Raw genomic sequence first — 25,875 nt, forward strand, 5'->3', positions numbered from 1 at the left:
CGCCGGACCGGGCGCGCACGGGGGAGGGGACCGTTGTACCGGTCCGCCCCTGTGCGCTGTCCGCGGCATCAGGCAGCATGTCCCCCATGTCCGTACTCACGCGCGATGAAGCGCAGCTCCGAGCAGAGATCCTCGACGTCCACCGGTACACGGTCGAACTGGACCTGACCACCGGCGACGAGACCTTCGACTCCCGCACCGCGATCCGGTTCACCACCCGGTCCGACGGGGACACGTTCGTCGAGGTGAAGCCAGCCGAGCTGCGCAGCGTCACGCTCGACGGACAGCCGCTCGACCCCGAGTCGCTCACCGGGAACCGGCTGCCGCTGAAGAACCTCGCCCCCGGCGCGCACGAACTGCGCGTCCACGCCGTCATGCGCTACTCCCGCACGGGCGAGGGCATGCACCGCTTCACCGACCCCAGCGACGGCGAGACGTACGTCTACACCCAGATGTTCATGGACGACGTCCAGCGCGTCTTCGCCGCCTTCGACCAGCCCGACCTCAAGGCCGTCTTCGAGGTCTCGGTCAAGGCACCCGAGGGGTGGACCGTCCTCGCCAACGGCGTCACCACTCACCAGGGCGACGGCGTCTGGCAGGCCGCGCCCACCCCGCTGATCTCCACCTACCTGGTCGCCGTCGCCGCCGGCCCCTGGCACTCGGTGCGCACCGAACACCGCGGACTGCCCTTCGGCATCCACTGCCGCCGCTCCCTCGCCCCTCACCTCGACGCCGACGCCGACGAGATCCTCGACGTCACGCGCGCGTGCTTCGACCGCTACCACGAGAAGTTCGAGGAGCCCTACCCCTTCGACTCCTACGACCAGGCGTTCGTCCCCGAGTTCAACGCGGGCGCCATGGAGAACCCGGGACTGGTCACCTTCCGCGACGAGTTCGTCTACCGCTCCGCCGTCACCGACACCGAACGGCAGACCCGCGCCATGGTCATCGCCCACGAGATGGCCCACATGTGGTTCGGCGACCTCGTCACCCTCAAGTGGTGGGACGACATCTGGCTCAACGAGTCGTTCGCCGAGTACATGGGCTACCAGACCACCGCCGAGGCCACCCGGTTCACCGACCCCTGGACCGAGTTCGGCGTCACCCGCAAGGCCTGGGGCTACGACGCCGACCAGCGGCCCACCACCCACCCGGTCGCCCCCGACAACGTCCCCGACACCGCCTCCGCCCTGCTCAACTTCGACGGCATCTCTTACGCCAAGGGCGCCTCCGCACTGCGCCAGCTGGCCGCCTGGCTCGGCGAGAAGGACTTCCTCGCCGGCATCAACACCCACTTCGCCCGGCACAAGTTCGCCAACGCCACCCTCGCCGACTTCATCGACTCCCTCGCCTCGGCCACCGACCGCGACGTCCCCGCCTGGGCCGACAGCTGGCTGCGCACCACCGGCGTCGACACCCTCACCCCGGCGATCACCGCCGCCGGCGGCACCTGCGCCCTCACCGTCGACCGCGCCGGCAGCCGCCCGCACCGCCTCGGCGCCGGACTGTACGACCACGACCTCGCCGACGAGGGCCGGCTGGTCCTGCGCGAGCGCATCGACCTCGACCTCCCGCAGACCGCCCCGCAGCCCATCGGCAAGCGCCCCGCGCTGGTCCTCCTCAACGACGGCGACATCACCTACGCCAAGATCCGCTTCGACGCCGCCTCCTTCGAGACCCTGCGCACCGGACTGTCCGGCCTGCCCGACCCGCTCACCCGCGCCGTCGTGTGGAACGCCCTGCGGGACGCCGTACGCGACGGCGACCTCCCGCCCGCCGCCTACCTGGAGACGGCCCGCGCCCACCTGCCCCGCGAGACCGACCTCGCCGTGGCCCAGGGCGTCCTCGCCTTCGCCGCCGGCCAGCTCGCCGAGCAGTACCTCGCCCCGGCCCACCGGCCGGCCGCCCTGGCCACCCTCACCTCCCTCTGCCGCGACCTGCTGCGCCGCACCGAGGACGGCGACCACCCCGGACTGCGCCTGATCGCCGTACGGCACCTGATCGACGTGGCCGCCCACCCCGAGCCCATCGCCGCCTGGCTCGCCGACGGCACCGTACCCGGCGGACCGGAGCTCGACCCCGAGTTGCGCTGGCGCGTCCTCGCCCGGCTCGCCGTCCTCGGCGCCACCGACGAGGCCGCCATCGCCGCCGAGCTGGCGGACGACCCGAGCGCCACCGGCCAGGAGGGCGCCGCCCGCTGCCGCGCCGCGCTGCCCGACCCCGACGCCAAGCGCGCCGCCTGGGAGGCGATGTTCGCCGGCGACGACCTGTCCAACTACCTGTTCACCGCCACCGCTCAGGGCTTCTGGCAGCCCGAACAGGCCGAACTGGTCCGCCCGTACGTGCCGCGCTTCTACGCCGACGTGGCCGCCGTCGCCGCCCGCCGCGGCCCCGCCATCGCCACCGCCGCCGGCCGCTGGTGCTTCCCCGCCCACGCCGTCGACACCGAGAACCTGCGGCTCGGCGAGGAGTGCCTGCGCGCCGGCGACCTCACCCCGGCGCTGCGCCGCGCCCTCGCCGACCGCCTGGACGACCTCGCCCGCGCCCTGCGCGTCCGCGACGGGCAGCGGGAGGAGTAGCAGGGCCTACGCCCGGGGACGTAGGGCACGGCTGGTCCCCGCCGCCGATGCGGACCACGGGCCGCGCTCCCTAGGCTCGCAAGCAGTGTGCAACCGAGCCCAGGAGGCAGCACCGTGATCGTAGTGACCGGCGCGACCGGCAACGTCGGCCGTGCCCTGGTGAACCGGCTCCTCGCCGCCGGACAGCCCGTGCGGGCGCTCACCCGCGACCCCGCCCGGGCCGGCCTGCCCGAGCGGGCCGAGGTGGTGGCGTTCCGCCCGGACGACCCCGCCGCCCTGTTCACCGGGGCGGCGAAACTCTTCCTGTACGCCCAGGCCGTCACCGCGCCGCTGCTGGCGGCGGCCCGCGAACACGGCGTGCGCCACGCCGTCCTGCTCTCCAGCGGCATAGTCCAGGAGGGCGCCGACGAGACCCACCCCATCCACGTCCTGCACGCCACCGCCGAGCGGCACATCCGCGACAGCGGGCTCGACTGGACCTTCCTGCGGCCCAACGCCTTCGCCACCAACGCGCTCCAGTACGCCCCGCAGATCCGCGCGGGCGGCGGCACCGTCCGCGGCGTGTACGCCGAGGGGCTGTCCGCGCCCATCCACGAGGACGACATCGCCGCCGTGGCCGAACGCGTCCTGCTCGACGACGGCCACCAGGGCGCCGCGCACCGGCTGACCGGACCCGCGGCCGTCAGCAACGCCGGACAGGTCGCCACCATCGGCGACACCCTCGGCAGGAAACTGACGTTCGTGGAGGTCGACCCGGCCGAGGCGGGCCCGGAGCTGTTCCCGCACGTGCCGCCGCAGATGCTCGGACGGCTGCTGGAGAGCTTCGCGGAGACCGTCGGCACACCCCCCGAGATCACCGGCACCGTGGAGGAACTCACCGGCACCCCGGCCCGCACCTTCGCCCACTGGACCCGCGACCACGCCGGGGACTTCAGCGCCTGACCGGCCGAACCGTCCCTCCCGGCACAGCAGTACACACTTTCGGGTTTCGTTCGCCGGGCTTTCGGGACACAGGGCTCTCCTCCAGTACAAGCTGGCACTCCACCCGCACGCCACCCACCCGGGCCCGGTCGGCCCGGCCGGCGTTCCCGTGCCCCGGAGGAGAGCCCATGACCGCAGAAGCGGCCCTGAGCGCACCACCGCTCGCCTCGGGCCCCGGCGGCCCCGAAGCCCTGCGGCCCCTCCTCGCCACCGTCCTCGAAGCGCTCGCCGCCGGCACCGCCGAACGCGACGGCCCACTCCCGGCCGGCGGCCCGCACGCCGTCACCGCGCGCGTCGCCGCCGCCCTCGGCGACCCCCTGCCGGACACCGGCGACCCCGACGCCCTGCACACCCTCGTCCGCGCCCTCGCCGCGGGCGCCGCCGACCCCGCCGACCCGCTGTGCGCCGCCCATCTGCACTGCCCGCCGCTCGCCGTGGCCACCGCCGCCGACCTCGCCGCGAGCGCCCTCAACCCCTCCCTGGACTCCTGGGACCAGGCCCCGGCCGCCTCCGCCCTGGAAGCCGCCGTCACCCGTGCCCTCGCCCGCGCCACCGGCCTCGCCGACGCCCTCGTCACCACCGGCGGCACCGAATCCAACCAACTCGCCCTGCTGCTCGCCCGCGAGGCACACGGCACCGCCCTGCGCCTCGTCTGCTGCGCCGCCGCCCACCACTCGCTGCCGCGCGCCGCCTGGCTGCTCGGCCTGCCCGCCCCGGTCGTCCTCCCGGCACCCCGCGGCACCCTGGACCCCGCCACCCTCGCCGAAACCCTCACCGCGCACCCCGGCCCGCTGCTGGTCGCCGCCACCGCCGGCACCACCGACGCCGGCCTCATCGACCCGCTCCCCGAGATCGCCGCCCTGTGCGCCGCCCACGGCGCCCGGCTGCACATCGACGCGGCCTACGGCGGCGGCCTGATCTTCAGCGACCGGCACCGCGACCGGCTCACCGGGCTCGCCGCCGCCGACACCGTCACCCTCGACCTGCACAAACTCGGCTGGCAACCCGCCGCCGCCGGCCTGCTCGCCGTGGCCCGCCCGGACGAACTCGCCACCCTCCACCAACGCGCGGACTATCTGAACGCCGCCGACGACACCGAGGCGGGACTCCCCGACCTGCTCGGGCGCTCCCCCCGCACCACCCGCCGCCCCGACATCCTGAAGATCGCCGTCACCCTGAGGACACTCGGCCGCGACGGCCTCGGCGCCCTGGTCGACCAGGTCTGCGCCCACGCCCACGCCTTCGCCGGCCTGATCGACGCGCACCCCGGCTTCGAGCTGTACGACCGGCCCGTCATCAGCACCGTCCTGTTCCGCCCCACCGCGGCCGACGACGACACCGTGGCCGCCGTCCGCCGCGACCTGCTGCACACGGGCCGGGCCGTGCTCGGCCGGGCCCGGCCCGACGGCCGGCTCTGGCTCAAGGCCACCCTCCTCAACCCCCGGACCCGGCCGGACGACCTGGCCCGCCTGCTCGCACTCGTCGAAGGAAACACCCCCCGATGACCCACCCGACCCGCCCCCCACGCCACGAACCGACCTCCCCCCGCGACCTGGTCGGCATCGGCATCGGCCCCTGCAACCTCTCCCTCGCCGCCCTCGCCCACCCGCTCGCCGAACTCGACGCCGTCTTCTACGAACAGCGCCCAGGCTTCGACTGGCACCCCGGCCTGCTCATCGAGGGCGCCACCCTCCAAGTGCCGTTCCTGGCCGACCTCGTCACCCTCGCCGACCCCACCAGCCCCTGGAGCTTCCTCAGCTACCTCAGGAACCGCGAACGCCTCTTCCCCTTCTACTTCGCCGAGCGCTTCCACGTCCAGCGCGCCGAGTACGACGCCTACTGCCGCTGGGTCGCCCGGCAACTGCCCGGACTGCGCTTCGGCCACCAGGTCGACGCCGTCCGCTGGAACCCCGAACGCGACGTCTTCGAGATCGACTTCACCCAGCTCGGCCCCGAGGGCGAGGCCGAGGCCCTCGGCCGCGCCTACACCCGCAACATCGTGCTCGGCATCGGCACCGCCCCCTACGTACCCGACCCCCTCCAGCCCCTGGTGGAGGCGCCCGGCGTGCCCGTCCTGCACGCCGCCGACTACCTCGGCCACCGCGACACCGTCCTCGCCGCCGGACACGTCACCGTCGTCGGCTCCGGACAGTCCGGCGCCGAGGTCTTCCTCGACCTGCTGCGGCACCGCCCGGCCGGCCGGGAACGGCTGCACTGGATCGGCCGGACCGAGGCGTTCGCCCCCATGGAGTACTCCAAACTGGGCCTGGAACACTTCACCCCCGACTACACCCGCTACTTCCACGCGCTCGCCGAACCCGTCCGCGACCGCCTCGTGTCCGCCCAGTGGCAGCTGTACAAGGGCATCGACGCCGGCACCCTCGCCGCCATCCACGACGAGCTGTACCGGCGCACCCTCGACGGCGGCTGGCCCGACGCCGTCCTCACCCCCGGCGTCCGCGTCCGCACCGCCGGCCGGATCGCCACCAGCGCCATCGAACTCCACCTGGAACACGTCCAGCAGGGCAGCCGCTCCCGGCTCACCACCGACGCCGTCGTCCTCGCCACGGGCTACCGCCAGCGCCCCCTCGGCCGGCTCCTCGCCGGACTCGACCCCTACGTCCGCCGCGACAGCAGCGAACGCCCCCGCGTCGACGAGGAGTTCCGCCTCGTCCTCGACCCCTCGGTCACCGGCTCGGTCTACGTCCAGAACGCCGAACTGCACACCCACGGCGTCGGCGCCCCCGACCTCGGCCTCGCCGCCTGGCGCAGCGCCACCATCCTCAACTCCCTCACCGGGAAGGAGACCTACCCCCTGCCCTCCCGGACCGCCTTCACCTCCTTCGGCCTCGAAGACCCCGCGGACCGGATGCCACAGGCCCGGCAGCCCCAGCGGCTCACCCCGCTCGTCGACGGATTGTGACCGGCCGGCCGGAACAAGCCCACCGGCACCGCCGTTGGTGCCGATCATGACCACGACCTGGATCGCAGCCCACCGCAGCCCCGTCATCCGCCCCGACGAGTCCTTCCACATCCTCGAACCACGCGGCTTCACCGACCAGACCCTCAGACAGCCCCTGCGCCTGGCCGGCGGCGGCGAGGCGATACGGATCACCCTCAGCAACCGCTACGGCAAGCAGCCCGTCGAGATCGGCGGAGCCCACCTCGCCACCCGCACCACCGGCCACGGCATCGACCCCGCCACCGGCGTCACCCTCACCTTCGACGGCGCCCCGACCGCCCGGATCCCGGCCGGCGGGGAACTCGTCAGCGACCCCGTCGAACGGGCCGTCACCGCCGGACAGGACCTCACCGTCACCCTCTACCTCCCCGGTGACACCGGCCTGACCCCCTACTCACTGATGCCCTACGACATCAGCCACGCCGCCCCCGGCGACCAGCTCACCGCCGAACGCCTGAGGGACGCCGAGGAGATACCCACCGGCCACTTCGGCATCGGCGCCGACGTCCGCGCCCCCGGGGACACCCGGATCGCCGTCGCCTTCGGCGACTCCTGGATCGAGGGCGCGGCCACCACCCCCGGCCTCGACAACAGCTTCCCGGCCCAGCTCAGCCGCCGCCTCACCCGGGGCTGGATCGTCCGGCAGGGCATCTCCGGCAACCGGCTGCTCACCGACGAGATCGGCGCACACCTGCTCGCCCGCGTCGACCACGACGTCCTCGCCGTACCCGGCGTCAGCCACGTCCTGATCCACATCGGCCTCAACGACCTCGGCGCCCCCGGCCAGCTCGCCCACCCGGAACCGGCCGCCATCCCCACCGCCGCCGACCTCATCGCCGGACTCACCGCACTCGCCGGACGCCTGCGCACCGCCGGCCTCACCGCCCTCGCCTCCACCATCGGCCCCTACCGGGGCACGGCCTACGAGGGCTACGACACCGAAGCCGGCCAGGCCGTACGACGCGAGGTCAACGCCTGGCTGCGCGGCGACACCCACCCCTTCGACGCGGTGGTGGACGTCGCCGCCGCCGTCGCCGACCCGGCCGAACCCGAGCGGATCCGCCCTCAGTTCGACAGCGGCGACGGCCTGCACGTCAACGACGCCGGCGCCCGGGCGATCGCCGACGCCGTCGACCTCTCACTGCTGGACCTCTAGAACACCGGCGTGCCGCCCCGCACCAGCCGCCAGTCCACCGAGGCGAAGTCCTTCGGGTCCAGCACCCCCTTCGCGGTCACCCACTCCGCGATCCGGGTGCGGATCTCCGTCGACTCCGACCACAGCTCCTTGGAGGTCGCCACGTGCGGGAAGGCACCGCCGCCGTTGGCGCGGTAGTTGTTCACCGCCAGCACGAACTGCCGGGCGTCGTCCAGCGGAGCCCCCTGGAAGGTCAGGTTCCTGATCCGCGACCCGGCCGGCTGGGCGATGTCGATGTCGTACGACAGGCCCGACACATAGTCGTAGTTGTAGTCCGGGCGGCCACCGGCGTTGGTCAGCTTCTCCACGTCGACCGCCGCACCGGGGGCCGTCTGGACGTAGTACTCCGCCGAGTACTCCAGGTAGGCGCGCAGCTGGGCGCCCGTCAGCAACTTGGCGACCAGCGTGTTGTCGTACACGTACAGGCTCGACAGGTCCCGGATGGTCACGTTCCCGGCCGGGATCTCGGAGGTCCGGGAGAACGGCGAGGCCTGGGCGAGCACCGGCAGCGAGGCGTACGCGGTGCCCGCGAGCGCCGCCTTGACCACGTCCTCCTGCACCTTGGTGATCAGGTCGATGATCGGGGCGTCCTTGTAGCGGGCCTCGACCGTGGTCAGGGTCTCGGTCGCGCGGCCGACGACCTGGTTGACGTACGCGACGACCTTCTTGTGCTGGTCGGCGAGGAGCCGGGTGATCTCCGGGTCGTCCGCGACGGTCCTGGAGTCGCGCAGGGACGCGGAGACCGACTCGACCTCCCAGCAGCCCTTGCGGAACACCAGCTCGATGTCGAAGAGGGTGAGCCGCTCGGCGTAGCACAGCGGCTCGGACAGCACGACGGTCCTGCCGGTCTTCTCGTTGACGACCTTCAGCTCCGGGATCTCCACGTGCGCGTGGCCGACCAGGATCGCGTCGATCCCCGGCACCTGCCGGGCCACGTTCGCCGCCGCGTTCTCCACGTACGGCACCTGGTCCCCGTACGACGAGGTGCCCGACGTACCCGAGTGGGCCGAGACCACGACCACGTCCGCGCCCATCGACCGCAGCTTCGGCACCCACTTCGCGGCCTGCTCCTCCAGCCCCGGGAACGCCAGCTTCCCCTGCACATAGGCCTTGTCCCAGATCGCGATGCCCGGGTTGGTCAGACCCAGGACGGCGACCCTGACCGGCTTGGCACCGGGCACGTGGAAGGTCTTCATGACGTACGGCGGGAAGGCCGGCCGCAGCGTCTTCGCGTCCACCGCGTTGGCACCGAGCAGCGGGAAGTCCAGCTGGTCCTCGAACTTCCGCAGCGTCTCGATGCCGTAGTTGAACTCGTGGTTGCCGAGGGCCGCCGCGTCGTACCCGATCGCGTTCATCGCCCGCGCCATCGGATGCACCGGGCCACCCTTGGCGGTGATCGGGTCGACCTTGGCGAAGTAGTAGGTCAGCGGGGTGCCCTGGATGGTGTCACCGGCGTCCAGCAGCAGGGTGTTGTGCCGGCCCTTCTCCTCGCGCACCTGGTTCACCAGCGTCGCGATGCGGGCGAGCCCCATCGCGTTGCCCGCCTTGTCGGTGTACTCCGCGTCCTTGAAGTAGTCCCAGTTGAAGACGTGACCGTGCAGATCGGTGGTGCCCATGACGGTCAGCGCGTACCGCTTCACGGGGTGCCCGGGCTTTCCGGGCCGGTGGTCCTGCGCCGCCTCGGCCGCCGGGGCCGCCGCCGCACCGGCGATCGCCACACCCGCTCCGGTGGCGGCGGACTTCTTCAGGAACTTCCGGCGGTTCAACGGCATCTCTCGGTCTCCTCGACGATGTGGACAACGCGCGTAGATTCTGACTTGGGCATGACGTACGGCAACAGGCCCAGAAGGTTGCGATCTGGTGACCCGCCGCTCATCGGAGCGGTCGCCCGCACACTTCAACACTTGTCAAAAACCGTTAGCCGAAAGGCCGTTGAGTAGTCATACGGCACCAATTCTCTACCCGCCGGTAAGCCCTAGGCTCGACCCATGCGCCGAGCAAAGATCGTCTGCACCCTGGGACCCGCCACCGACTCGTACGACCGGATCAAGGCACTGGTCGAAGCCGGAATGGACGTCGCCCGGTTCAACCTCAGCCACGGCACGCACGCCGAGCACGAGGAGCGCTACCGGCGGGTACGCAAGGCGGCCGACGAAACCGGCCGCAGCGTCGGCATCCTCGCCGACCTTCAGGGCCCGAAGATCCGGCTCGGCCGCTTCGCCGAAGGACCGGTACTCCTTGAACGCGGCGACACCTTCACCATCACCGTCGAGGACGGCGTCGAAGGCGACCGCCACCGGTGCGGCACCACCTACGCCGGCCTCGCCGCCGACGTCACCCCCGGCGAACGCGTCCTCGTGGACGACGGCAAGGTCTGCCTGGAGGTCACCGGGGTCGACGGCCCCCGCGTGCACACCCGGGTGATCGAGGGCGGCGTCGTCTCCGACCACAAGGGACTCAACCTCCCCGGCGTGGCCGTCTCCGTCCCCGCCCTGTCCAAGAAGGACGAGGACGATCTGCGCTGGGCGCTGCGCACCGGCTTCGACCTGGTCGCCCTCTCCTTCGTCCGCAGCGGCGACGACGCCGTGGACGTGCACCGGATCATGGCCGAGGAGGACCGCCGCCTCCCGGTCATCGCCAAGATCGAGAAGCCGCAGGCGGTACGGAACCTCGACGGCATCGTGGCCGCCTTCGACGGACTCATGGTCGCGCGCGGCGACCTGGGCGTGGAGATGCCGCTGGAACAGGTGCCGATCGTCCAGAAGCGCGCCGTGGCCCTCGCCCGGCGCAACGCCAAGCCGGTGATCGTCGCCACCCAGATGCTCGACTCCATGATCGAGAACTCCCGGCCCACCCGCGCCGAGGCCTCCGACGTGGCCAACGCGGTCCTCGACGGCACGGACGCGGTGATGCTCTCCGGCGAGACCAGCGTCGGCAAGTACCCGGTCGAGACCGTACGCACCATGGCGAAGATCGTCGTGGCGGCCGAGGAGGACATGCTCGCCGAGGGGCTGCCGCCGCTGACCGAGCGGGGCAAACCGCGCACCCAGGGCGGCGCGGTCGCCCGGGCCGCCGCCGACATGGGCGACTTCCTCGGCGCGAAGTTCCTGGTCGCGTTCACCCAGTCCGGGGACACCGCCCGCCGGCTCTCCCGCTACCGCTCGCCGATCCCGCTGCTCGCCTTCACCCCCGAGCCGGCCACCCGCTCCCAGCTCAGCCTCACCTGGGGCACCGAGACGTACCTCGGACCGCACGTGGACTCCACCGACGCCATGGTCGACCAGGTGGACGAACTGCTCCTGAAGTACGGCCGCTGCCAGAAGGGCGACGTCGTGGTGATCACCGCCGGCTCCCCGCCCGGCGTCTCCGGCTCCACCAACATGGTCCGGGTCCACCACATCGGCGAGGACGACAGCCCGAAGTGAGGGGCGGGACACGTTTCAGTACTTGGGCCCCACGTGGGTGTCCATGACGGCCACGGAGGCTTTGCGGGCGACGGAGACGGTGACGGCCGCGCGGCTCTGGTTGAGCGTCTTCCACTCGACACCGGCCTTGTCGAGGGTGTCGGTGAAGAGACGGATGATGTCGGCCGAGGTGTTGGTGAACAAGTAGCGCGGATACTCGTACCGCTTGCGCTCACCGGCGACCATCCGTGTCGTCCAGTTGGTGATACGGCAGCCGTCCGAGTGGATGAGGCCGCGGATGAACTCCCAGGGGTGGGCGTCGACGATGGCCTGCTGCCAGAGGTCCAGGACGATCGGGCGCTCGTGCTTCTTACCGGGGCCGTGCTGGGGGAAGAGGCAGGGCCAGTGTTTGCTGGTGCCGGTGACCACCGCACAGCCCTGTCGGTGGACACGGCAGACGCTGTTGTCCGGGCGCACGGCGCGGACGGCTGCCTCGCAGGCGTCGATGATGCCCGGCCAGGCCGTGTCCAGGACGATGCGCAGGACGTAGACGCCCCTGCGGTGGGCGCTGATGCAGCCGTCGCCGAGGTAGAGACCGAGAAGGTAGGCGTAGGCGGCCGGGTCCTGGGGCGGCCCGGGAACCTCCTGGCAGCGAGGGCACGGCCGGCCGGCACGTCCCAGAGGCTCGGTGCGTGTCTGCCAGGAACGGATCGCGTACCGGGACACGCCCAATTCCCTGCTGACGGAGTTGAGGCTGCGGCCCTGCGCTACCAGCGCCACCGCTCGCTTGCGTGTGCTGATGTCGTACATGTGGACACCATGCGAGAGTGCTCGCGGTGACACGCGGCAAAAACGGAGGACCACACGAACGTGATCCTCCGCTTTACGGACTGACCTTGGAATCGAAGGAAAGTGCCCCGGGTGGGATTCGAACCCACGCTGTCGGTGGTTTGAGCACCGTGCCTCTCCCGCTGGGCTACCGGGGCTTCCTGCAAAATGAAGGCTGGAGGTCCCCCTCCGCGCGTCCACCTTATCGTAGCTAGGTAGGCTCTTGTCAGCAGTACCGGCCTGCCCCGTATCAAGGAGCCTCAGTGACCGCCCCCGAGTCGCCCCAGCCCGTAGACGTGACCGACGACGACAAGTCGCACGTGCCTCCGCTGACGACCCGTGTCGTCATCGCCGAGGACGAGGCCCTGATCCGGCTCGACCTGAAGGAGATGCTGGAGGAGGAGGGGTACACCGTCGTGGGCGAGGCCGGAGACGGTGAGCAGGCCGTCGAGCTGGCCCGCGAGCACCGGCCCGACCTGGTGATCCTGGACGTGAAGATGCCCAAGCTCGACGGCATCTCCGCGGCCGAGAAGATCGCCGAGGAGTCCATCGCGCCCGTCCTGATGCTCACCGCCTTCTCCCAGCGCGACCTGGTCGAGCGCGCCCGCGACGCCGGTGCCATGGCCTACCTGGTCAAGCCCTTCAGCAAGAGCGACGTCGTCCCGGCGATCGAGATGGCCGTCTCCCGGTTCGCCGAGCTGCGGCAGCTGGAGAAGGAGGTCGCCGACCTCAGCCAGCGGCTGGAGACCCGCAAGCTGGTCGACCGGGCGAAGTCGATCCTGCAGACCGAGTACGGGCTGACCGAGCCGGCCGCCTTCCGCTGGATCCAGAAGACCTCCATGGACCGCCGCATGTCGATGCAGCAGGTCGCCGAGGCGGTCATCGCGGACAGCGAGGAGAAGAAGGCGGCCAAGAAGGGCTGAGCGCCCTGGCGGTCAGTCCTCGCCCAGGTACGCCCTCCGCACCGACTCGTCGTGCAGCAGGTCCCGGCCCGCGCCGGACAGCACGATGGTGCCGGTCTCCATGACATGGCCCAGGTCGGCCAGGGAGAGCGCCGCCTGGGCGTTCTGCTCGACCAGCAGGATCGTGGTGCCCCGCGCCCTCAGCTCGGCGATCGTCGCCATGATCCTCCGCATCATGATCGGCGACAGGCCCATGGACGGCTCGTCCAGCATCAGCAGCTTCGGCCGGGACATCAGCGCCCTGCCCATCGCCAGCATCTGCTGCTCCCCGCCCGAGAGGGTGCCGGCGGCCTGCTCGCGGCGCTCTCCGAGGACGGGGAAGAGGTCGTAGGCGCGCCGGATGTCCTGCGCGATGCCCGGCCTGTCGCTCCGCAGGAACGCGCCGAGGCGCAGGTTGTCCTCGATCGTCATGCGCGGGAAGACGTGCCGGCCTTCGGGGGAGTGGGCGAGGCCGAGGGAGACCACCTGGTGGGCCGGGATCCTCCGCAGCGATCTGCCGTCGAACCGGATCCGTCCGCCGGCCGGTTCCAGCAGTCCGGACAGCGTGCGCAGGGTGGTGGTCTTGCCGGCGCCGTTGGTGCCGATGAGGGTGACCACCTGACCGGCCTCGACCGTGAAGGAGATGCCCTTGACGGCCTGGATCCTGCCGTAGGCGACGCGGAGGTCCTCGACCTCGAGCAGTGCGGTCATCGGCCGTTCTCCTTGCCGGGCGGGTTCTCGAAGGGTTCGCCGAGGTAGGCGGCGATCACCCGTTCGTCGCCTTGGACGGTCGCGCTGTCGCCCTCGATGAGCTTCTCGCCCTGCACGAGGACGGCCACCCGGTCGCAGAGGCCGAAGACGAAGCGCATGTCGTGCTCGATGACGAGGACGGCGATGCCCATGTCCCGCACGGCGAGGACGAGTTCCGCCGTGGACCGGGTCTCCTGGGGGTTCATGCCGGCGGTCGGTTCGTCGAGCAGCAGCAGTCCGGGCTCGCTGGCCAGGGCGCGGGCGATCTCCAGCTTGCGCTGTTCGCCGTAGGACAGGTTGCGCGCGAGGTGTCCGGCCTTGGCGGCGAGGCCGACGAACTCCAGGAGTTCCCCGGCCCGCTCGCGGGAGGCCTGTTCGGCGCGGTGGAAGGCGGGGCCGCGCAGTACGGCGGACCAGAAGCCTTCCTTGGTGCGGGTGTGGCGGCCGACGAGCACGTTCTCCAGGGCGGTCATGCCGGCGAACAGCCGGATGTTCTGGAAGGTGCGCGCGATGCCGGCCGCGGTGACCTTGTAGGAGGTGGGGGGCAGGACGGTGCCCCGGTACCGGACCTCGCCCCCGGTGGGGACGTAGAGGCCGGTCAGGCAGTTGAAGAAGGTGGTCTTGCCGGCGCCGTTGGGGCCGATGAGGCCGACGATCTGGCCGGTGTCCACGGTGAGGTCGACGGCGCGTACGGCGGTCAGGCCGCCGAAGCGCATGGTGACGCCGCGCGCGTCGAGCAGGGTGCGGCCGGGTGCGGGAGCGCCCTGGGGGGTGGTGTCGGTGGTCATGGTGGTCAGGCCCCCGCCTTCGTCGGGAGGGTGGGCGGGTCCGCGTCCTGGTGGGGGGCGCGCGGGCGGCGCCGGTGGGGGAGGAGGCCCTCGGGGCGGAACCGCATGAGGAGGATGAGTGCGACGCCGAAGGCGAAGAGTTGGTAGTTGCCGAGGAACTGGAGTTTGTTGGGGATGAGGAAAAGCAGGGCGGCGCCGATGAGCGGGCCGCTGATGGTGCCCATGCCGCCGAGGACGACCGCGGCGAGGAGGAAGGCGGAGTTGGGCGGTATGGGGCCGGCGAAGAGGTACTGCTCGGGGGTGACGGTGTAGGTGACGTGGGCCTGGACGGTGCCGGCGAGTCCGGCGAGACAGGCGCCGGCGGCGAAGGCGGTGAGTTTGACCCGGAAGCCGTTGATGCCCATGGCGAGGGCGGCGGTCTCGTCCTCGCGGATGGCGATCCAGGCGCGTCCGATGCGGGAGTCGCCGCTGCGGTGGAAGACCAGCACCACGACGGCGGTGATGATCAGCATCAGGAAGAAGTAGTTGGCGAACCGGCCGATGGTGAAGCCGCCCAGGTCGTGCGGGGTGCCGAAGTCGAAGCCGAGGACGTCGAGGTCCGGGATGGCGGAGACGCCGTTGGAGCCGTTGGTGATGTCGGGTCCGGAGATGCCGTCGAGGTTGTTGGCGGTGATGCGGAAGATCTCGCCGAAGCCCAGGGTGACGATGGCGAGGTAGTCGCCGCGCAGCCGCAGGGTCGGGGCGCCGATGAGCACGCCGAAGACGAGTGAGGCGGTGGCGCCGACGAGTACGGCGGCCCAGAAGGGGACGTGCGCGTCGAAGGGTGAGCTGGGGGAGCCGGAGACCAGGGATGCCGCGTAGGCGCCGACGCCGAGGAAGGCGACGTATCCGAGGTCGAGCAGGCCGGCGAGGCCGACGACGATGTTGAGGCCGAGGGCGACGGTGGCGAAGACCAGGATGTAGACGCCGAGGGTGGCGTACTGGTCGTCGGTCTGGGTGAAGGGGAACAGTGCGGCCGCGAGGAAGGCGCCGCAGGTGGTGGTGGTCCGGTGCCGGGCGGTGAGCCGGGAGGCGCGGGCGATCAGGCCGGCTCTGCCGAGGGCGGCGAAGCCGAGGCCGGCGGTGATCAGGAAGCCGGTGAACTGTTCGTCGTACTCGGTGCCGATGCCGTAGGTGAAGACGGCCAGGCCGAACGCGAGGATGCCGGTGATGATCAGGGTCTCGGCGTACGCGGGCAGGGTGGGTGCGGGCCGGGGGGAGCCGGCGGCGAAGAGGGCCCGGGTGGTCGCCCAGGCGTGTGCGAGGCGGTGCCTGGTCGTCGCGCGGCCGGTGGCGTCGGGGTCGTCGGCGGGGTCGGGGTCGGGGCGCCGGAAGGGGAGGGCGAGGGCGCCGGTGAGGGCGGCGAGGGCGGCCGTGGCCGCGAGGAAGCCGCCGGGTTCCAGGTTGACGAGTCCGCCGAGGTCGGCGCTGATGGCGAGGAGCGTGTACCAGCTGGTGGCGAAGGCGGCCAGGGCGGCGAGCCGCAGGGCCGGGTCCGCTCCGGCGGGCACCAGCCAGCGCAGGCCCTTGACGCCGTAGGAGGCGAGGGCGAGGAGGGTGGCGAGGAGCGCGCCGGCGAGGACGGGAACCTGGAGGCCGCCGGGGTAGCCGTAGACGGTGAGGTCACCGGGGAAGTCGGCGGTCCAGGTCCAGGCGAGGAAGGTGGACAGGGCCGTGAGCGCGCTGCCGCCGAGGGCGAGGGCGCGGGCGGCCCGCTCCGGGAGGGGCAGCAGGCGGGCGGGGGTGAGGGCCTCCCGCGGGCCGGGGGTGCCGGGTGCGGTGGTCGGTGTGGTCATCGGTCTCACGCCCTGTCCGCGACGCGCTCGCCGAGCAGGCCCTGGGGCCTGAGCAGCAGTACGAGGATGAGGAGTACGAAGGCCCAGACGTCGGCCCAGGACTGGCTGCCGAACCTGCTCATGCCGGGGATCTCGGCGATGTAGGCGGTGGCCAGGGTCTCGGCGGCGCCGAGGACCACCCCGCCGATCATGGCTCCGTAGATGTTCCCGATGCCGCCGAGGACGGCTGCGGTGAACGCCTTGAGGCCGAGGATGAAGCCCATCCGGAAGTTGATCTCGCCGTATTTCAGGCCGTAGGCGACGGCGCCGACCGCGGCGAACGCGGCGCCGAGCGCGAACGCGATCACGATGATGCGGTCGGTGTCGATGCCCATCAGCCGGGCGGTGTCCGGGTCCTGGGCGGTGGCCTGCATGCCGCGGCCGGTGCGGGTCCTGAGGACGAACCAGCCGAGGACGGCCATGGAGAGGGGGGCCGCCGCGACGAGGAAGAGGTCGCCGGTCTGGAGCGTGACGTCGCCGATCTCGAACGGGCCGCCGGAGATCTGCGGGAAGGTGCGCGCGGATTTCGCCTCGGGATACCAGGCCCACACCGCTTGCTGGAGCGCGAGGGAGAGGCCGATGGCGGTGATGAGGGGGGCGAGGCGGGGGGCGTTGCGGAGCGGCCGGTAGGCGAATCGTTCCGCCCCGACGGCGATGGCGACCGCGACGATGACGGCGCCTGTGATCATCAGGGGCAGGGCGAGCCACATGGTGGTGCCGCCGGGCAGCCAGAGCCAGACGGTGAGGGCGCCGAAGGCTCCCGTCATGAAGATCTCGCCGTGGGCGAAGTTGATGAGCTGCACGATGCCGTAGACCATGGTGTAGCCGATGGCGACGAGCCCGTACATGGCTCCCAGGAGCAGGCCGTTGACCAGCTGCTGCGGCAGTTCGTTCACCGCATGTCCTCCGAGCGTCCGGAAAGTGCGGGGATGTGGCCGGGTGCGGGGGTGCGGGGGTGCGGGGGTGCGGGGGTGCGGGGGTGCGGGGGTGCGGGTCCGGGTGCGGCGCCGGTGGCCGGCGCCCCGCGCGGCTCGCGAGTGGTCCGGGCGCGGCGGTCAGCCGGTGTAGGTACCGGACTTGACGGGGACCCAGGCGCCGTTCCGCACGGCGTACACGGTCAACTGCTTGTTGGTGGCGTCGCCGTACTCGTCGAAGGAGACCTTGCCGGTCACACCGTCGAAGGACACGTTCCGCATGGCCTCGGTGACCTTCGCGCGGGCGTCGGCGGGGAGCTTGCCGCCGTGGGCCTCGGCGACCTTCTTGACGGCCTCGATGATCGCCCAGGCGGAGTCGTAGGCGTAGCCGCCGTAGGCGGAGTAGGCCTCCGGGTAGCCGGCGGCCCGGTAGTCGGCGACGAACTGCCTGGCGGAGGGCAGGTCCTCGACCGGGGCGCCGACGGAGGTGGTGAGGTCCCCGGTGCTCTCGGGACCGGCCAGTTTCATGTAGGTGTCGTCCTTGACGCCGTCGCCGCCGACGAGGGGGATCTTGGCGCCGGCGGCCTTCATCTGCTTGCTGAGCGGGCCGGCCTGCGGGTATTCGCCGCCGAAGTAGACGACTTCGGCGCCCGAGTTCCTCACCTTGGTGGCGATCGCGGAGAAGTCCTTGGTGTCGGGGTTGATGTGCTCGGTGCCGACCACGGTGCCGCCGAGTTTCTTGAACTCCTCGGTGAAGGTGGCGGTGAGGCCGGCGCCGTAGGTCTTCTTGTCGTCGATGACGAAGACCTTGGTCTTCTTGGCGGTGGTGACGACGTACTGGGCGGCGAACGGGCCCTGGACGGCGTCCGTGGTCGCGGTGCGGAAGTAGGCCCGGTACTGGCGGACCTTCTTGGTCCGCCAGTTCGGGCCCTGGGTCAGGGAGGGGCCGGTGTTCGCGGGGGAGACCTGGACCAGGTGGGCGTCGTCCAGGACCTTCTGCATGGACTCGGCGACCGAGCTGTTGAGGGGGCCGACGACGCCGAGGACTTCCTGTTCGGAGACGAACTTCGAGGCGTTCTGCTGGCCGGCGGAGGGCTGTGCCTGATCGTCCAGCGCCTCCGTCCTGAAGGTGATGCCCTCGACGGTGTTCCGCTTGTTGGCATTCCTGACGGCGAGGTCCACGGAGTTCTTGATGCCGAGGCCCATGGCGGACAGGTCGCCGGTCAAGGGGGCGTCGACGCCGATCACGACGGTGCTGCCGCCGTCCCGGCCGGAGTGGGAATCCTTGTTGCCGCTGTCACGGGAGCCGCAGGCGGTGAGGGTGAGCGTGCCCGCTGCCAGTGCGGCGGTGACGGCGATAAGTGAATGATGACGCACGATCATTCCTTTCCCCAGGAACAACCGCCTCCCGATGGACGCGGCAGAGTCGCGCGCCGCGCGGAATTGACACATCGAATGCGCGGTGGCGGTGACTCTAAGGGCGGGCGGGGAAAAGGAGGAGTACTCCGAACGAGGCTGTGACTCTCTCGTTATGACATGGCTTGATGCGCGGCGCCGGCGGTGCAATGAAGATCTGCGTCCGCATTGCCCGCGGATGACGCGGAGTTACGCCCGGAAAAAGGAGGGTGGCATTCCTGGGGGCTTTTTGCGTTTCACGGCGTGCGGCGCGGCAGAAAGGAATTGGGGATTCCGTGGTCAGTGACTATCCCGCGTACGGCTGCGTCACGGGGGTCACAGGCGTCACCATGACGGACGGCGAAGGCGCCCGCGGCGTCTTCGCGGACCTGAGAGGCGGGGCCGGCCGGCGCCGGGCCCCGCCTGGGCGCCCTGGGGCGGGGTCAGTCCGCGGTGGGCCGGGCGGGGGTGTCGTCGCCCGGACGGGCGTCGCGGAGCAGGCAGGTCAGGCGGGCCGAGCAGACCCGGCGGCCCTGCTCGTCACTGATCACGATCTCGTACGTCGCCGTCGACCGGCCCCGGTGCACCGGCGTGGCCACGCCCGTCACCAGGCCCGAGCGGACCCCGCGGTGGTGGGTGCAGTTGAGGTCCACACCGACCGCGATCTTCGAGACACCGCCGTGCAGCATGGAGCCGACCGAGCCCAGCGTCTCCGCCAGCACCGCGGAGGCGCCCCCGTGCAGCAGGCCGTACGGCTGGGTGTTGCCCTCCACCGGCATGGTGCCGACCACCCGGTCCGCCGAGGCCTCCAGGATCTGCACGCCCATGCGCGTGCCCAGGTGCCCGGCGGAGAACAGGGCGGGCAGGTCCACGCCGAGGGCGGCGTACTCGTCGACGACCTGCTGCGGGAACTTCACTTGCTGCTGCTCGCCCATGGGGCCCGGCTCCGTCCGTCGTTCACCACTCTGTTCGCTGAGCAAACGCTCACTCGGCCGCCGATTGTTCCAGACGGCCGCCCGCGTCCCCGGTGTGGGTCTCGAGGCGTACGACGACGGACTTGCTGGCCGGTGTGTTGCTGGTGTCGGCGGTCGCGTCCAGTGGCACCAGCACGTTCGTCTCGGGGTAGTACGCCGCCGCGCAGCCCCGGGCCGTCGGATACGGAACGACCCTGAAGCCGGGCGCCCGCCGCTCCACCCCGTCCTGCCACTCGCTCACCAGGTCGACGTACGACCCTTCGGCGAACCCGAGCGTCCGCGCGTCCTCGGGGTGCACCAGCACCACCCGGCGGCCGCCCGTGATGCCCCGGTAGCGGTCGTCCAGCCCGTAGATCGTGGTGTTGTACTGGTCGTGCGAGCGCAGGGTCTGCAGCAGCAGCCGGCCCTCGGGCAGCGCCGGGTACTCCACCGGCGCCGCGGTGAAGTTGGCCTTGCCCGTGGCGGTCGGGAAACGCCGTTCGTCGCGCGGCGCGTGCGGCAGCGCGAAACCGCCGGGCCGGGCCACGCGCGCGTTGAAGTCCTCGAAACCGGGGATCACGCGCGCGATGCGGTCCCGGATCGCTCCGTAGTCCTCGGCGAACTCCTCCCACGGCACGACACTGCGCTCGCCCAGCACCCGGCGGGCCAGGCCGCACACGATGGCCGGTTCGGAGCGCAGGTGCGGGCTCGCGGGGGCCAGACGCCCGCGCGAGGCGTGCACCATGCCCATGGAGTCCTCGACCGTCACGAACTGCTCGCCGGCGGCCCGCACATCGCGCTCGGTGCGGCCCAGGGTGGGCAGGATCAGCGCCCGCGCTCCCGTGACCACGTGCGAGCGGTTCAGCTTGGTCGACACGTGCACCGTCAGCCGCGCCCGGCGCATCGCCGCCTCGGTGACCTCGGTGTCGGGCGAGGCGGACACGAAGTTGCCGCCCATGGCGAAGAAGACCTTCGCCTCGCCGTCGCGCAGCGCGCGGATGGCCCGTACCACGTCGAAGCCGTGCTCACGCGGGGGCGCGAACCCGAACTCCCGCTCCAGGGCGTCCAGGAAGGCCGGGGCGGGCCGCTCGAAGATGCCCATGGTGCGGTCGCCCTGCACGTTGCTGTGCCCGCGCACCGGGCACACGCCCGCCCCCGGGCGGCCGATGTTGCCGCGCAGCAGCAGGAAGTTGACCACTTCCCGGATGGTCGGCACGGAGTGCTTGTGCTGGGTGAGACCCATGGCCCAGCACACGATCGTCCGCTCGGAGGCCAAAACCATGCCGAGGGCTTGTTCGATCTCCGCGCGCGTGAGGCCGGTCGCGGCCAGCGTCTCGTCCCAGTCGGCGGCGCGCGCGGCCGCCGCGAACTCCTCGAAGCCGTGGGTGTGCTCGCGGACGAACTCCTCGTCGACCGCGCCCTTCGTCTCCAGGATCAGCTTGTTCAGGAGCCGGAAGAGGGCCTGGTCGCCGCCGATGCGGATCTGCAGGAACAGGTCGGTGAGGGCGGCGCCCCGGAGCATGCCCTGCGGGGTCTGCGGGTTCTTGAAGCGCTCCAGGCCCGCCTCGGGCAGCGGATTGACGCTGATGATCTTCGCGCCGTTCCCCTTGGCCTTCTCCAGCGCGGAGAGCATCCGGGGATGGTTCGTGCCCGGGTTCTGGCCCGCGACGATGATCAGATCCGCTTGGTACAGGTCCTCCAGCAGGACGCTGCCCTTGCCGATGCCGATCGTCTCGCCGAGCGCCGACCCGGACGACTCGTGGCACATGTTCGAGCAGTCCGGCAGGTTGTTCGTGCCCAGCTCCCGCGCGAAGAGCTGGTACAGGAACGCGGCCTCGTTGCTGGTGCGGCCCGAGGTGTAGAAGACGGCCTCGTCCGGGGAGCCGAGGGCGGCGATCTCCTCGGCGATGATGTCGAAGGCCCGCTCCCAGGACACCGGTTCGTAGTGCGTGCCGCCCTCGGGGAGGTACACGGGGTGGGTGAGCCGGCCCTGCTGGCCCAGCCAGTAACCGCTGCGGGCGGACAGGTCGGTGACGGAGTGCGCGGCGAAGAACTCCGGCGTGACCCGGCGCAGGGTGGCCTCCTCGGCGACCGCCTTGGCGCCGTTCTCGCAGAACTCGGCCGTGTGCCGGTGGTCCGGCTCGGGCCAGGCGCAGCCCGGGCAGTCGAAGCCGTCCTTCTGGTTCACGCGCAGCAGCGTGAGCGCGGTGCGCCTCACTCCCATCTGCCGCTGGGCGACGCTCAGCGTGTGCCGGATGGCCGGCAGCCCCGCCGCCGCGTGCTTCGGCTCTGCGACCTGCGGCGCGTCCTGGACCGGATCACCCTTGGGCGGCTTCGTCGCCATCGCGCGCTCCCCTTCGACTGCGTGTGAGAAGTACCGCTGCCGATCCTCCCACGGGGCACTGACACCGATACCGGTCGGGCGCGTGAACCCCGGACCCCTTGCCCGCGGCGGGGTGTGTCTTTCACCGCTCTTTACCGAGGGGCGGGCGGACGGGCCGGCCGCGTGCGTCTTTTCCTCGGGCCGGTGATCGGCTGCGCGCTTTCCTGGCACGGCGGGAAGAAGGCGTGCGACCGGTCCCCCTCCCGACCGGGGGAAGGGCCCAACCACTCCCCGGGGCGAGCGAGACGCGCGGGGGTCCCTGTCCCGGCCGCCGGAGAACCGCCGTCCCCTTCCGGGGCGGAGCCGGCCGGCTCGCGTCGGGACTGGGCCTGCCCTTTCCCGACGGGAGGCACGGAGGCGGGCGCGCCGTGCGGCCGTGGCCGGTGTCACATCCGGCGCGGGCGGGCGGTCCGGGTTGTCAGTGGCTCGTGGCAGGATCGGTGGCGTGGCAGAGACAGCACCGAAGCAGACCGACAAGACCTCCGGCGGTCCCCGTCCCCGGCTGATGCTCATGGACGGGCACTCGCTGGCCTACCGCGCGTTCTTCGCGCTGCCCGCGGAGAACTTCACGACCGCGACCGGCCAGCCGACGAACGCGATCTACGGCTTCGCGTCGATGCTGGCCAACACCCTGCGTGACGAGGCGCCCACGCACTTCGCGGTCGCCTTCGACGTCTCCCGCAAGACCTGGCGCTCCGAGCGGTTCACCGAGTACAAGGCGAACCGCTCCAAGACCCCGGACGAGTTCAAGGGCCAGGTCGAGCTGATCGGCGAGCTGCTCGACGCCATGCACGCCCCGCGCTTCGCCGTCGAGGGGTACGAGGCGGACGACGTCATCGCCACCCTCGCCACCCAGGCCGAGGCCGCGGGCTTCGAGGTGCTGATCGTCACCGGCGACCGCGACTCCTTCCAGCTGATCACCGAGAACATCACGGTGCTGTACCCCACGAAGGGCGTCTCGGAGCTGACCCGGTTCACCCCGGAGAAGGTTTTCGAGAAGTACGGCTTGACGCCCGCCCAGTACCCCGACTTCGCGGCCCTGCGCGGCGACCCGTCCGACAACCTCCCCGGCATCCCCGGCGTCGGCGAGAAGACCGCCGCGAAGTGGATCAACCAGTTCGGCTCCTTCGCCGAGCTGGTCGAGCGCGTCGACGAGGTCAAGGGCAAGGCGGGCCAGAACCTCCGGGACCACCTGGAGTCCGTCAGGCTCAACCGCGTCCTGACCGAACTGGAGCGCCAGGTCGAGCTGCCCAAGGCGGTCGCCGACCTGGAGCGGGCCCCGTACGACCGCAAGGCCGTGGCGATGGTCCTGGACACCCTGGAGATCCGCAACCCGTCCCTGCGCGAGCGCCTCTTCGCCGTCGACCCCGGCACGGAGGAGACCGAGACCGCCCCGGTCACCACCGACGGCGTCGAGATCGACGGCAGGATCCTGCGCACCGGCGAGCTGGCCCCCTGGCTCGCCGAGCACGGCGCCGGACCGCTGGGCGTCGCCACCGTCGGCACCTGGGCCCTGGGCGCCGGCTCGGTCGCCGAGGTCGCGCTCGCCGCGGCCGGGGGAGCGGCGGCCTGGTTCGACCCGTCCGAGCTGGACGAGGCCGACGAGAACGCGTTCGCCGCCTGGCTGGCCGACGCCGGCCGGCCCAAGGTGTTCCACGACGCCAAGGGCGCCATGCGGGTCTTCGCCGAGCACGGCTGGCGCATCGAGGGCGTCGGCATGGACACCGCGCTCGCCGCGTACCTGGTCAAGCCCGGCCGCCGCTCCTTCGACCTGGACGCGCTGTCCCTGGAGTACCTGCACCGCGAGCTGACCCCCGCCGCCGCTGCCGACGGCCAGCTGGCCTTCGGGGCGGACGAGGGGGCCGAGGCGGAGGCGCTGATGGTCCAGGCCCGTGCGGTGCTGGACCTGGGCGAGGCGTTCGAGGGCCGCCTGGCGGAGGTCGGCGCGGCGGACCTGCTGCGGGACATGGAGCTGCCCACCTCCGCGCTGCTCGCCCGCATGGAGCGGCACGGCATCGCGGCCGACCGGGCGCACCTGGAAGCGATGGAGCAGATGTTCGCGGGTGCGGTGCAGCAGGCCGTGAAGGAGGCGCACGCCGCGGCCGGCCGCGAGTTCAACCTGGGCTCCCCCAAGCAGCTCCAGGAGGTCCTCTTCGGTGAGCTGGCGCTGCCGAAGACGAAGAAGACCAAGACCGGCTACACGACCGACGCCGACGCCCTGGCCTGGCTCGCCGGCCAGACCGACAACGAACTGCCCGTGATCATGCTCCGCCACCGTGAGCAGGCGAAGCTCCGGGTGACGGTCGAGGGCCTGATCAAGACCATCGCGGGCGACGGCCGTATCCACACCACGTTCAACCAGACCGTGGCCGCGACCGGACGCCTGTCCTCCACGGACCCGAACCTGCAGAACATCCCCGTGCGCACCGACGAGGGCCGGGCGATCCGCCGGGGCTTCGTGGTCGGCGAGGGCTTCGAGTCGCTGATGACGGCGGACTACAGCCAGATCGAGCTGCGGGTGATGGCCCACCTGTCCGAGGACGAGGGCCTGATCCAGGCGTTCACCTCGGGTGAGGACCTGCACACCACCGCCGCGTCCCAGGTGTTCGGGGTCGAGCCCCAGGCGGTGGACGCGGAGATGCGCCGCAAGATCAAGGCGATGTCGTACGGCCTCGCCTACGGCCTGTCCGCGTTCGGCCTCTCCCAGCAGCTGAACATCGACGCGGGCGAGGCCCGGGCCCTGATGGACGCCTACTTCGAACGCTTCGGCGGGGTCCGGGACTATCTGCGCCGGGCGGTCGACGAGGCGCGCGCCACGGGCTACACGGCGACGCTCTTCGGCCGCCGCCGCTACCTGCCCGACCTCAACAGCGACAACCGCCAGCGCCGGGAGGCCGCGGAGCGGATGGCCCTGAACGCGCCCATCCAGGGCACGGCGGCGGACATCGTGAAGATCGCCATGCTGAAGGTGGACAGCGCGCTGCGGGCGGCGGACCTGAAGTCCCGGATGCTGCTCCAGGTCCACGACGAAATCGTCCTGGAGATCGCCCCCGGCGAGCGGGCGGCCACGGAGGCACTCGTCCGCCGGGAGATGGCCGGCGCCGTCCACCTGAGGGCCCCCCTGGACGTCTCGGTCGGCGTCGGCCCGGACTGGGAATCAGCGGCCCACTGACGCCCACCGGACGGCGGGAGACCGGCCCGGGCGGAGCAAGGCCCCTGCGCTCCGCTCCCGGGCCGGCCCTCCCGCGGCCCCGGGGACGCCCCGCTACCCCGGGGACGCCCCGCCACCCCGGGGACGCCTCGCCGCCCCGGGGACGGCCGCCGTCGCACGGGCGAGGCCCCTCGCCGGCGACCACCGCCGCACGGGCGTCTGCGCGGTACGGCCCGGCCGTCTGGCGGGGTGTCTGCCCGGCCACGGCGCCTGTCGTTGGTCGGGCGCTGCCGTCGGTCGGGTGTCTCACCGGTCACGGGTGTCTGTCGTTGGTCGGGCGCTGCCGCCCGTCGGGTGTCTGCCCGGCCACCGGTGCCTGCCGCCGGTCGGGTGTCTGCCCGGCCACCGGTGCCTGCCGCCGGTCGGGTGTCTGCCCGGCCACCGGTGCCTGCCGCCGGTCGGGTGTCTGCCCGGCACAGACGACTGCCGCCGCCCAGGGACGACCACCCGCCGCACGGGCGTCTGCCCGATACGAGTGTCTGCCGCCGCCACAACGACGACCGCAGCCACAACGACGACCGCAGCCACAACGACGACCACCGCCACACCGGGTGACCCCGTCACCGCTCCCTTGCTTCCTCCGGCCCCTCGCTCCGCCGCGACGGCGATCAACCCCCACGGGGCAGCCCGGCGGTGCCGGGCCCACCGCACCCCGAACCGCTCCCCGCGCTCCAGAACGCGCCCAACCCCGGAACGGTCCCGGCGCCCGGCCCGCTC

17 protein-coding genes and 1 tRNA gene are annotated in these 25,875 nt (G+C 71.9%); 8 read left to right on the forward strand and 10 right to left on the reverse strand.

Annotated features, from left to right (window positions below; genetic code table 11):
• The first annotated feature begins 86 nt into the window (after window positions 1-86).
• The 5 genes from pepN to AB0E62_RS11540 all read left to right on the forward strand — a co-directional run bounded on the left by pepN (window position 87) and on the right by AB0E62_RS11540 (window position 7,678).
• A complete protein-coding gene (gene pepN / locus AB0E62_RS11520) occupies window positions 87-2,579 on the forward strand; it encodes an aminopeptidase N (RefSeq protein WP_362191172.1) in 2,493 nt (830 codons plus the stop codon).
• Window positions 2,580-2,693: 114 nt separating this feature from the next.
• Window positions 2,694-3,521 carry an NAD(P)H-binding protein gene (locus AB0E62_RS11525; RefSeq protein ID WP_362191174.1) on the forward strand — a complete coding sequence of 276 codons (828 nt, stop codon included), beginning with the start codon at window positions 2,694-2,696 and terminating at the stop codon, window positions 3,519-3,521.
• Window positions 3,522-3,688: 167 nt separating this feature from the next.
• On the forward strand, window positions 3,689-5,065 hold the full coding sequence (locus AB0E62_RS11530; RefSeq protein WP_362191176.1) for an aminotransferase class V-fold PLP-dependent enzyme: 1,377 nt from the start codon (window positions 3,689-3,691) through the stop codon (window positions 5,063-5,065).
• Window positions 5,062-6,483 (forward strand): SidA/IucD/PvdA family monooxygenase, encoded by a 1,422-nt coding sequence (locus AB0E62_RS11535; RefSeq protein ID WP_362191178.1) that lies wholly within the window; start codon window positions 5,062-5,064, stop codon window positions 6,481-6,483. The genes AB0E62_RS11530 and AB0E62_RS11535 overlap by 4 nt, the downstream gene beginning before the upstream one ends.
• Window positions 6,484-6,529: 46 nt before the next feature.
• Window positions 6,530-7,678, forward strand: coding sequence for a GDSL-type esterase/lipase family protein (locus AB0E62_RS11540; RefSeq protein WP_362191180.1), 1,149 nt, complete (start codon window positions 6,530-6,532; stop codon window positions 7,676-7,678).
• On the opposite strand, the gene AB0E62_RS11545 is transcribed toward AB0E62_RS11540, so the two are convergent.
• The gene (locus AB0E62_RS11545) at window positions 7,675-9,489 is read right to left on the reverse strand and encodes a 5'-nucleotidase C-terminal domain-containing protein (protein WP_362191182.1); all 1,815 of its coding nucleotides are present in this window, start codon (window positions 9,487-9,489) and stop codon (window positions 7,675-7,677) included. The two genes, AB0E62_RS11540 and AB0E62_RS11545, sit on opposite strands and share 4 nt — an antisense overlap.
• Before the next feature lie 216 nt (window positions 9,490-9,705).
• Between AB0E62_RS11545 and pyk the strand changes: the two genes are divergently transcribed.
• Entirely contained in the window at window positions 9,706-11,142 is a 1,437-nt protein-coding gene (gene pyk / locus AB0E62_RS11550; RefSeq protein ID WP_362191184.1) for a pyruvate kinase, read from the forward strand.
• A gap of 15 nt (window positions 11,143-11,157) precedes the next feature.
• Here the strand turns inward: pyk and AB0E62_RS11555 are convergent, their stop codons facing one another.
• Both AB0E62_RS11555 and AB0E62_RS11560 read right to left on the reverse strand, forming a co-directional pair.
• Window positions 11,158-11,931 carry a helix-turn-helix domain-containing protein gene (locus AB0E62_RS11555; RefSeq protein WP_362191186.1) on the reverse strand — a complete coding sequence of 258 codons (774 nt, stop codon included), beginning with the start codon at window positions 11,929-11,931 and terminating at the stop codon, window positions 11,158-11,160.
• A gap of 103 nt (window positions 11,932-12,034) precedes the next feature.
• A tRNA-Leu gene (locus AB0E62_RS11560) sits at window positions 12,035-12,107 on the reverse strand.
• Window positions 12,108-12,212: 105 nt separating this feature from the next.
• Here AB0E62_RS11560 and AB0E62_RS11565 point away from each other — a divergent pair.
• Entirely contained in the window at window positions 12,213-12,872 is a 660-nt protein-coding gene (locus AB0E62_RS11565; protein ID WP_362191188.1) for a response regulator, read from the forward strand.
• Between the two features lie 12 nt (window positions 12,873-12,884).
• Here AB0E62_RS11565 and AB0E62_RS11570 read toward each other — a convergent pair whose 3' ends face one another.
• From AB0E62_RS11570 to AB0E62_RS11600, 7 genes are all read right to left on the reverse strand, one after another.
• Window positions 12,885-13,601: an ABC transporter ATP-binding protein gene (locus AB0E62_RS11570; protein ID WP_362191190.1), complete on the reverse strand. Its 717-nt coding sequence runs from the start codon at window positions 13,599-13,601 to the stop codon at window positions 12,885-12,887.
• Window positions 13,598-14,428, reverse strand: coding sequence for an ABC transporter ATP-binding protein (locus tag AB0E62_RS11575; protein ID WP_362191192.1), 831 nt, complete (start codon window positions 14,426-14,428; stop codon window positions 13,598-13,600). Before AB0E62_RS11575 ends, AB0E62_RS11570 begins: the two co-directional genes overlap by 4 nt.
• A gap of 5 nt (window positions 14,429-14,433) precedes the next feature.
• The gene (locus AB0E62_RS11580; protein ID WP_362191194.1) at window positions 14,434-16,263 is read right to left on the reverse strand and encodes a branched-chain amino acid ABC transporter permease; all 1,830 of its coding nucleotides are present in this window, start codon (window positions 16,261-16,263) and stop codon (window positions 14,434-14,436) included.
• A gap of 5 nt (window positions 16,264-16,268) precedes the next feature.
• Window positions 16,269-17,198 carry a branched-chain amino acid ABC transporter permease gene (locus AB0E62_RS11585; RefSeq protein ID WP_362191196.1) on the reverse strand — a complete coding sequence of 310 codons (930 nt, stop codon included), beginning with the start codon at window positions 17,196-17,198 and terminating at the stop codon, window positions 16,269-16,271.
• Between the two features lie 159 nt (window positions 17,199-17,357).
• Complete coding sequence (locus AB0E62_RS11590; RefSeq protein ID WP_362191198.1) at window positions 17,358-18,593, reverse strand: branched-chain amino acid ABC transporter substrate-binding protein; 1,236 nt, start codon at window positions 18,591-18,593, stop codon at window positions 17,358-17,360.
• Between the two features lie 461 nt (window positions 18,594-19,054).
• Entirely contained in the window at window positions 19,055-19,546 is a 492-nt protein-coding gene (locus AB0E62_RS11595; RefSeq protein WP_362191200.1) for a hotdog fold thioesterase, read from the reverse strand.
• Window positions 19,547-19,595: 49 nt separating this feature from the next.
• Window positions 19,596-21,908 carry an FdhF/YdeP family oxidoreductase gene (locus AB0E62_RS11600; RefSeq protein ID WP_362191202.1) on the reverse strand — a complete coding sequence of 771 codons (2,313 nt, stop codon included), beginning with the start codon at window positions 21,906-21,908 and terminating at the stop codon, window positions 19,596-19,598.
• A gap of 484 nt (window positions 21,909-22,392) precedes the next feature.
• Between AB0E62_RS11600 and polA the strand changes: the two genes are divergently transcribed.
• Complete coding sequence (gene polA, locus AB0E62_RS11605; protein ID WP_362191204.1) at window positions 22,393-25,119, forward strand: DNA polymerase I; 2,727 nt, start codon at window positions 22,393-22,395, stop codon at window positions 25,117-25,119.
• Window positions 25,120-25,875: the final 756 nt, after the last annotated feature.

The sequence above is a fragment of the Streptomyces sp. NPDC038707 genome, assembly GCF_040636485.1.
In the GTDB taxonomy this organism is placed as follows: Bacteria; Actinomycetota; Actinomycetes; order Streptomycetales; family Streptomycetaceae; genus Streptomyces.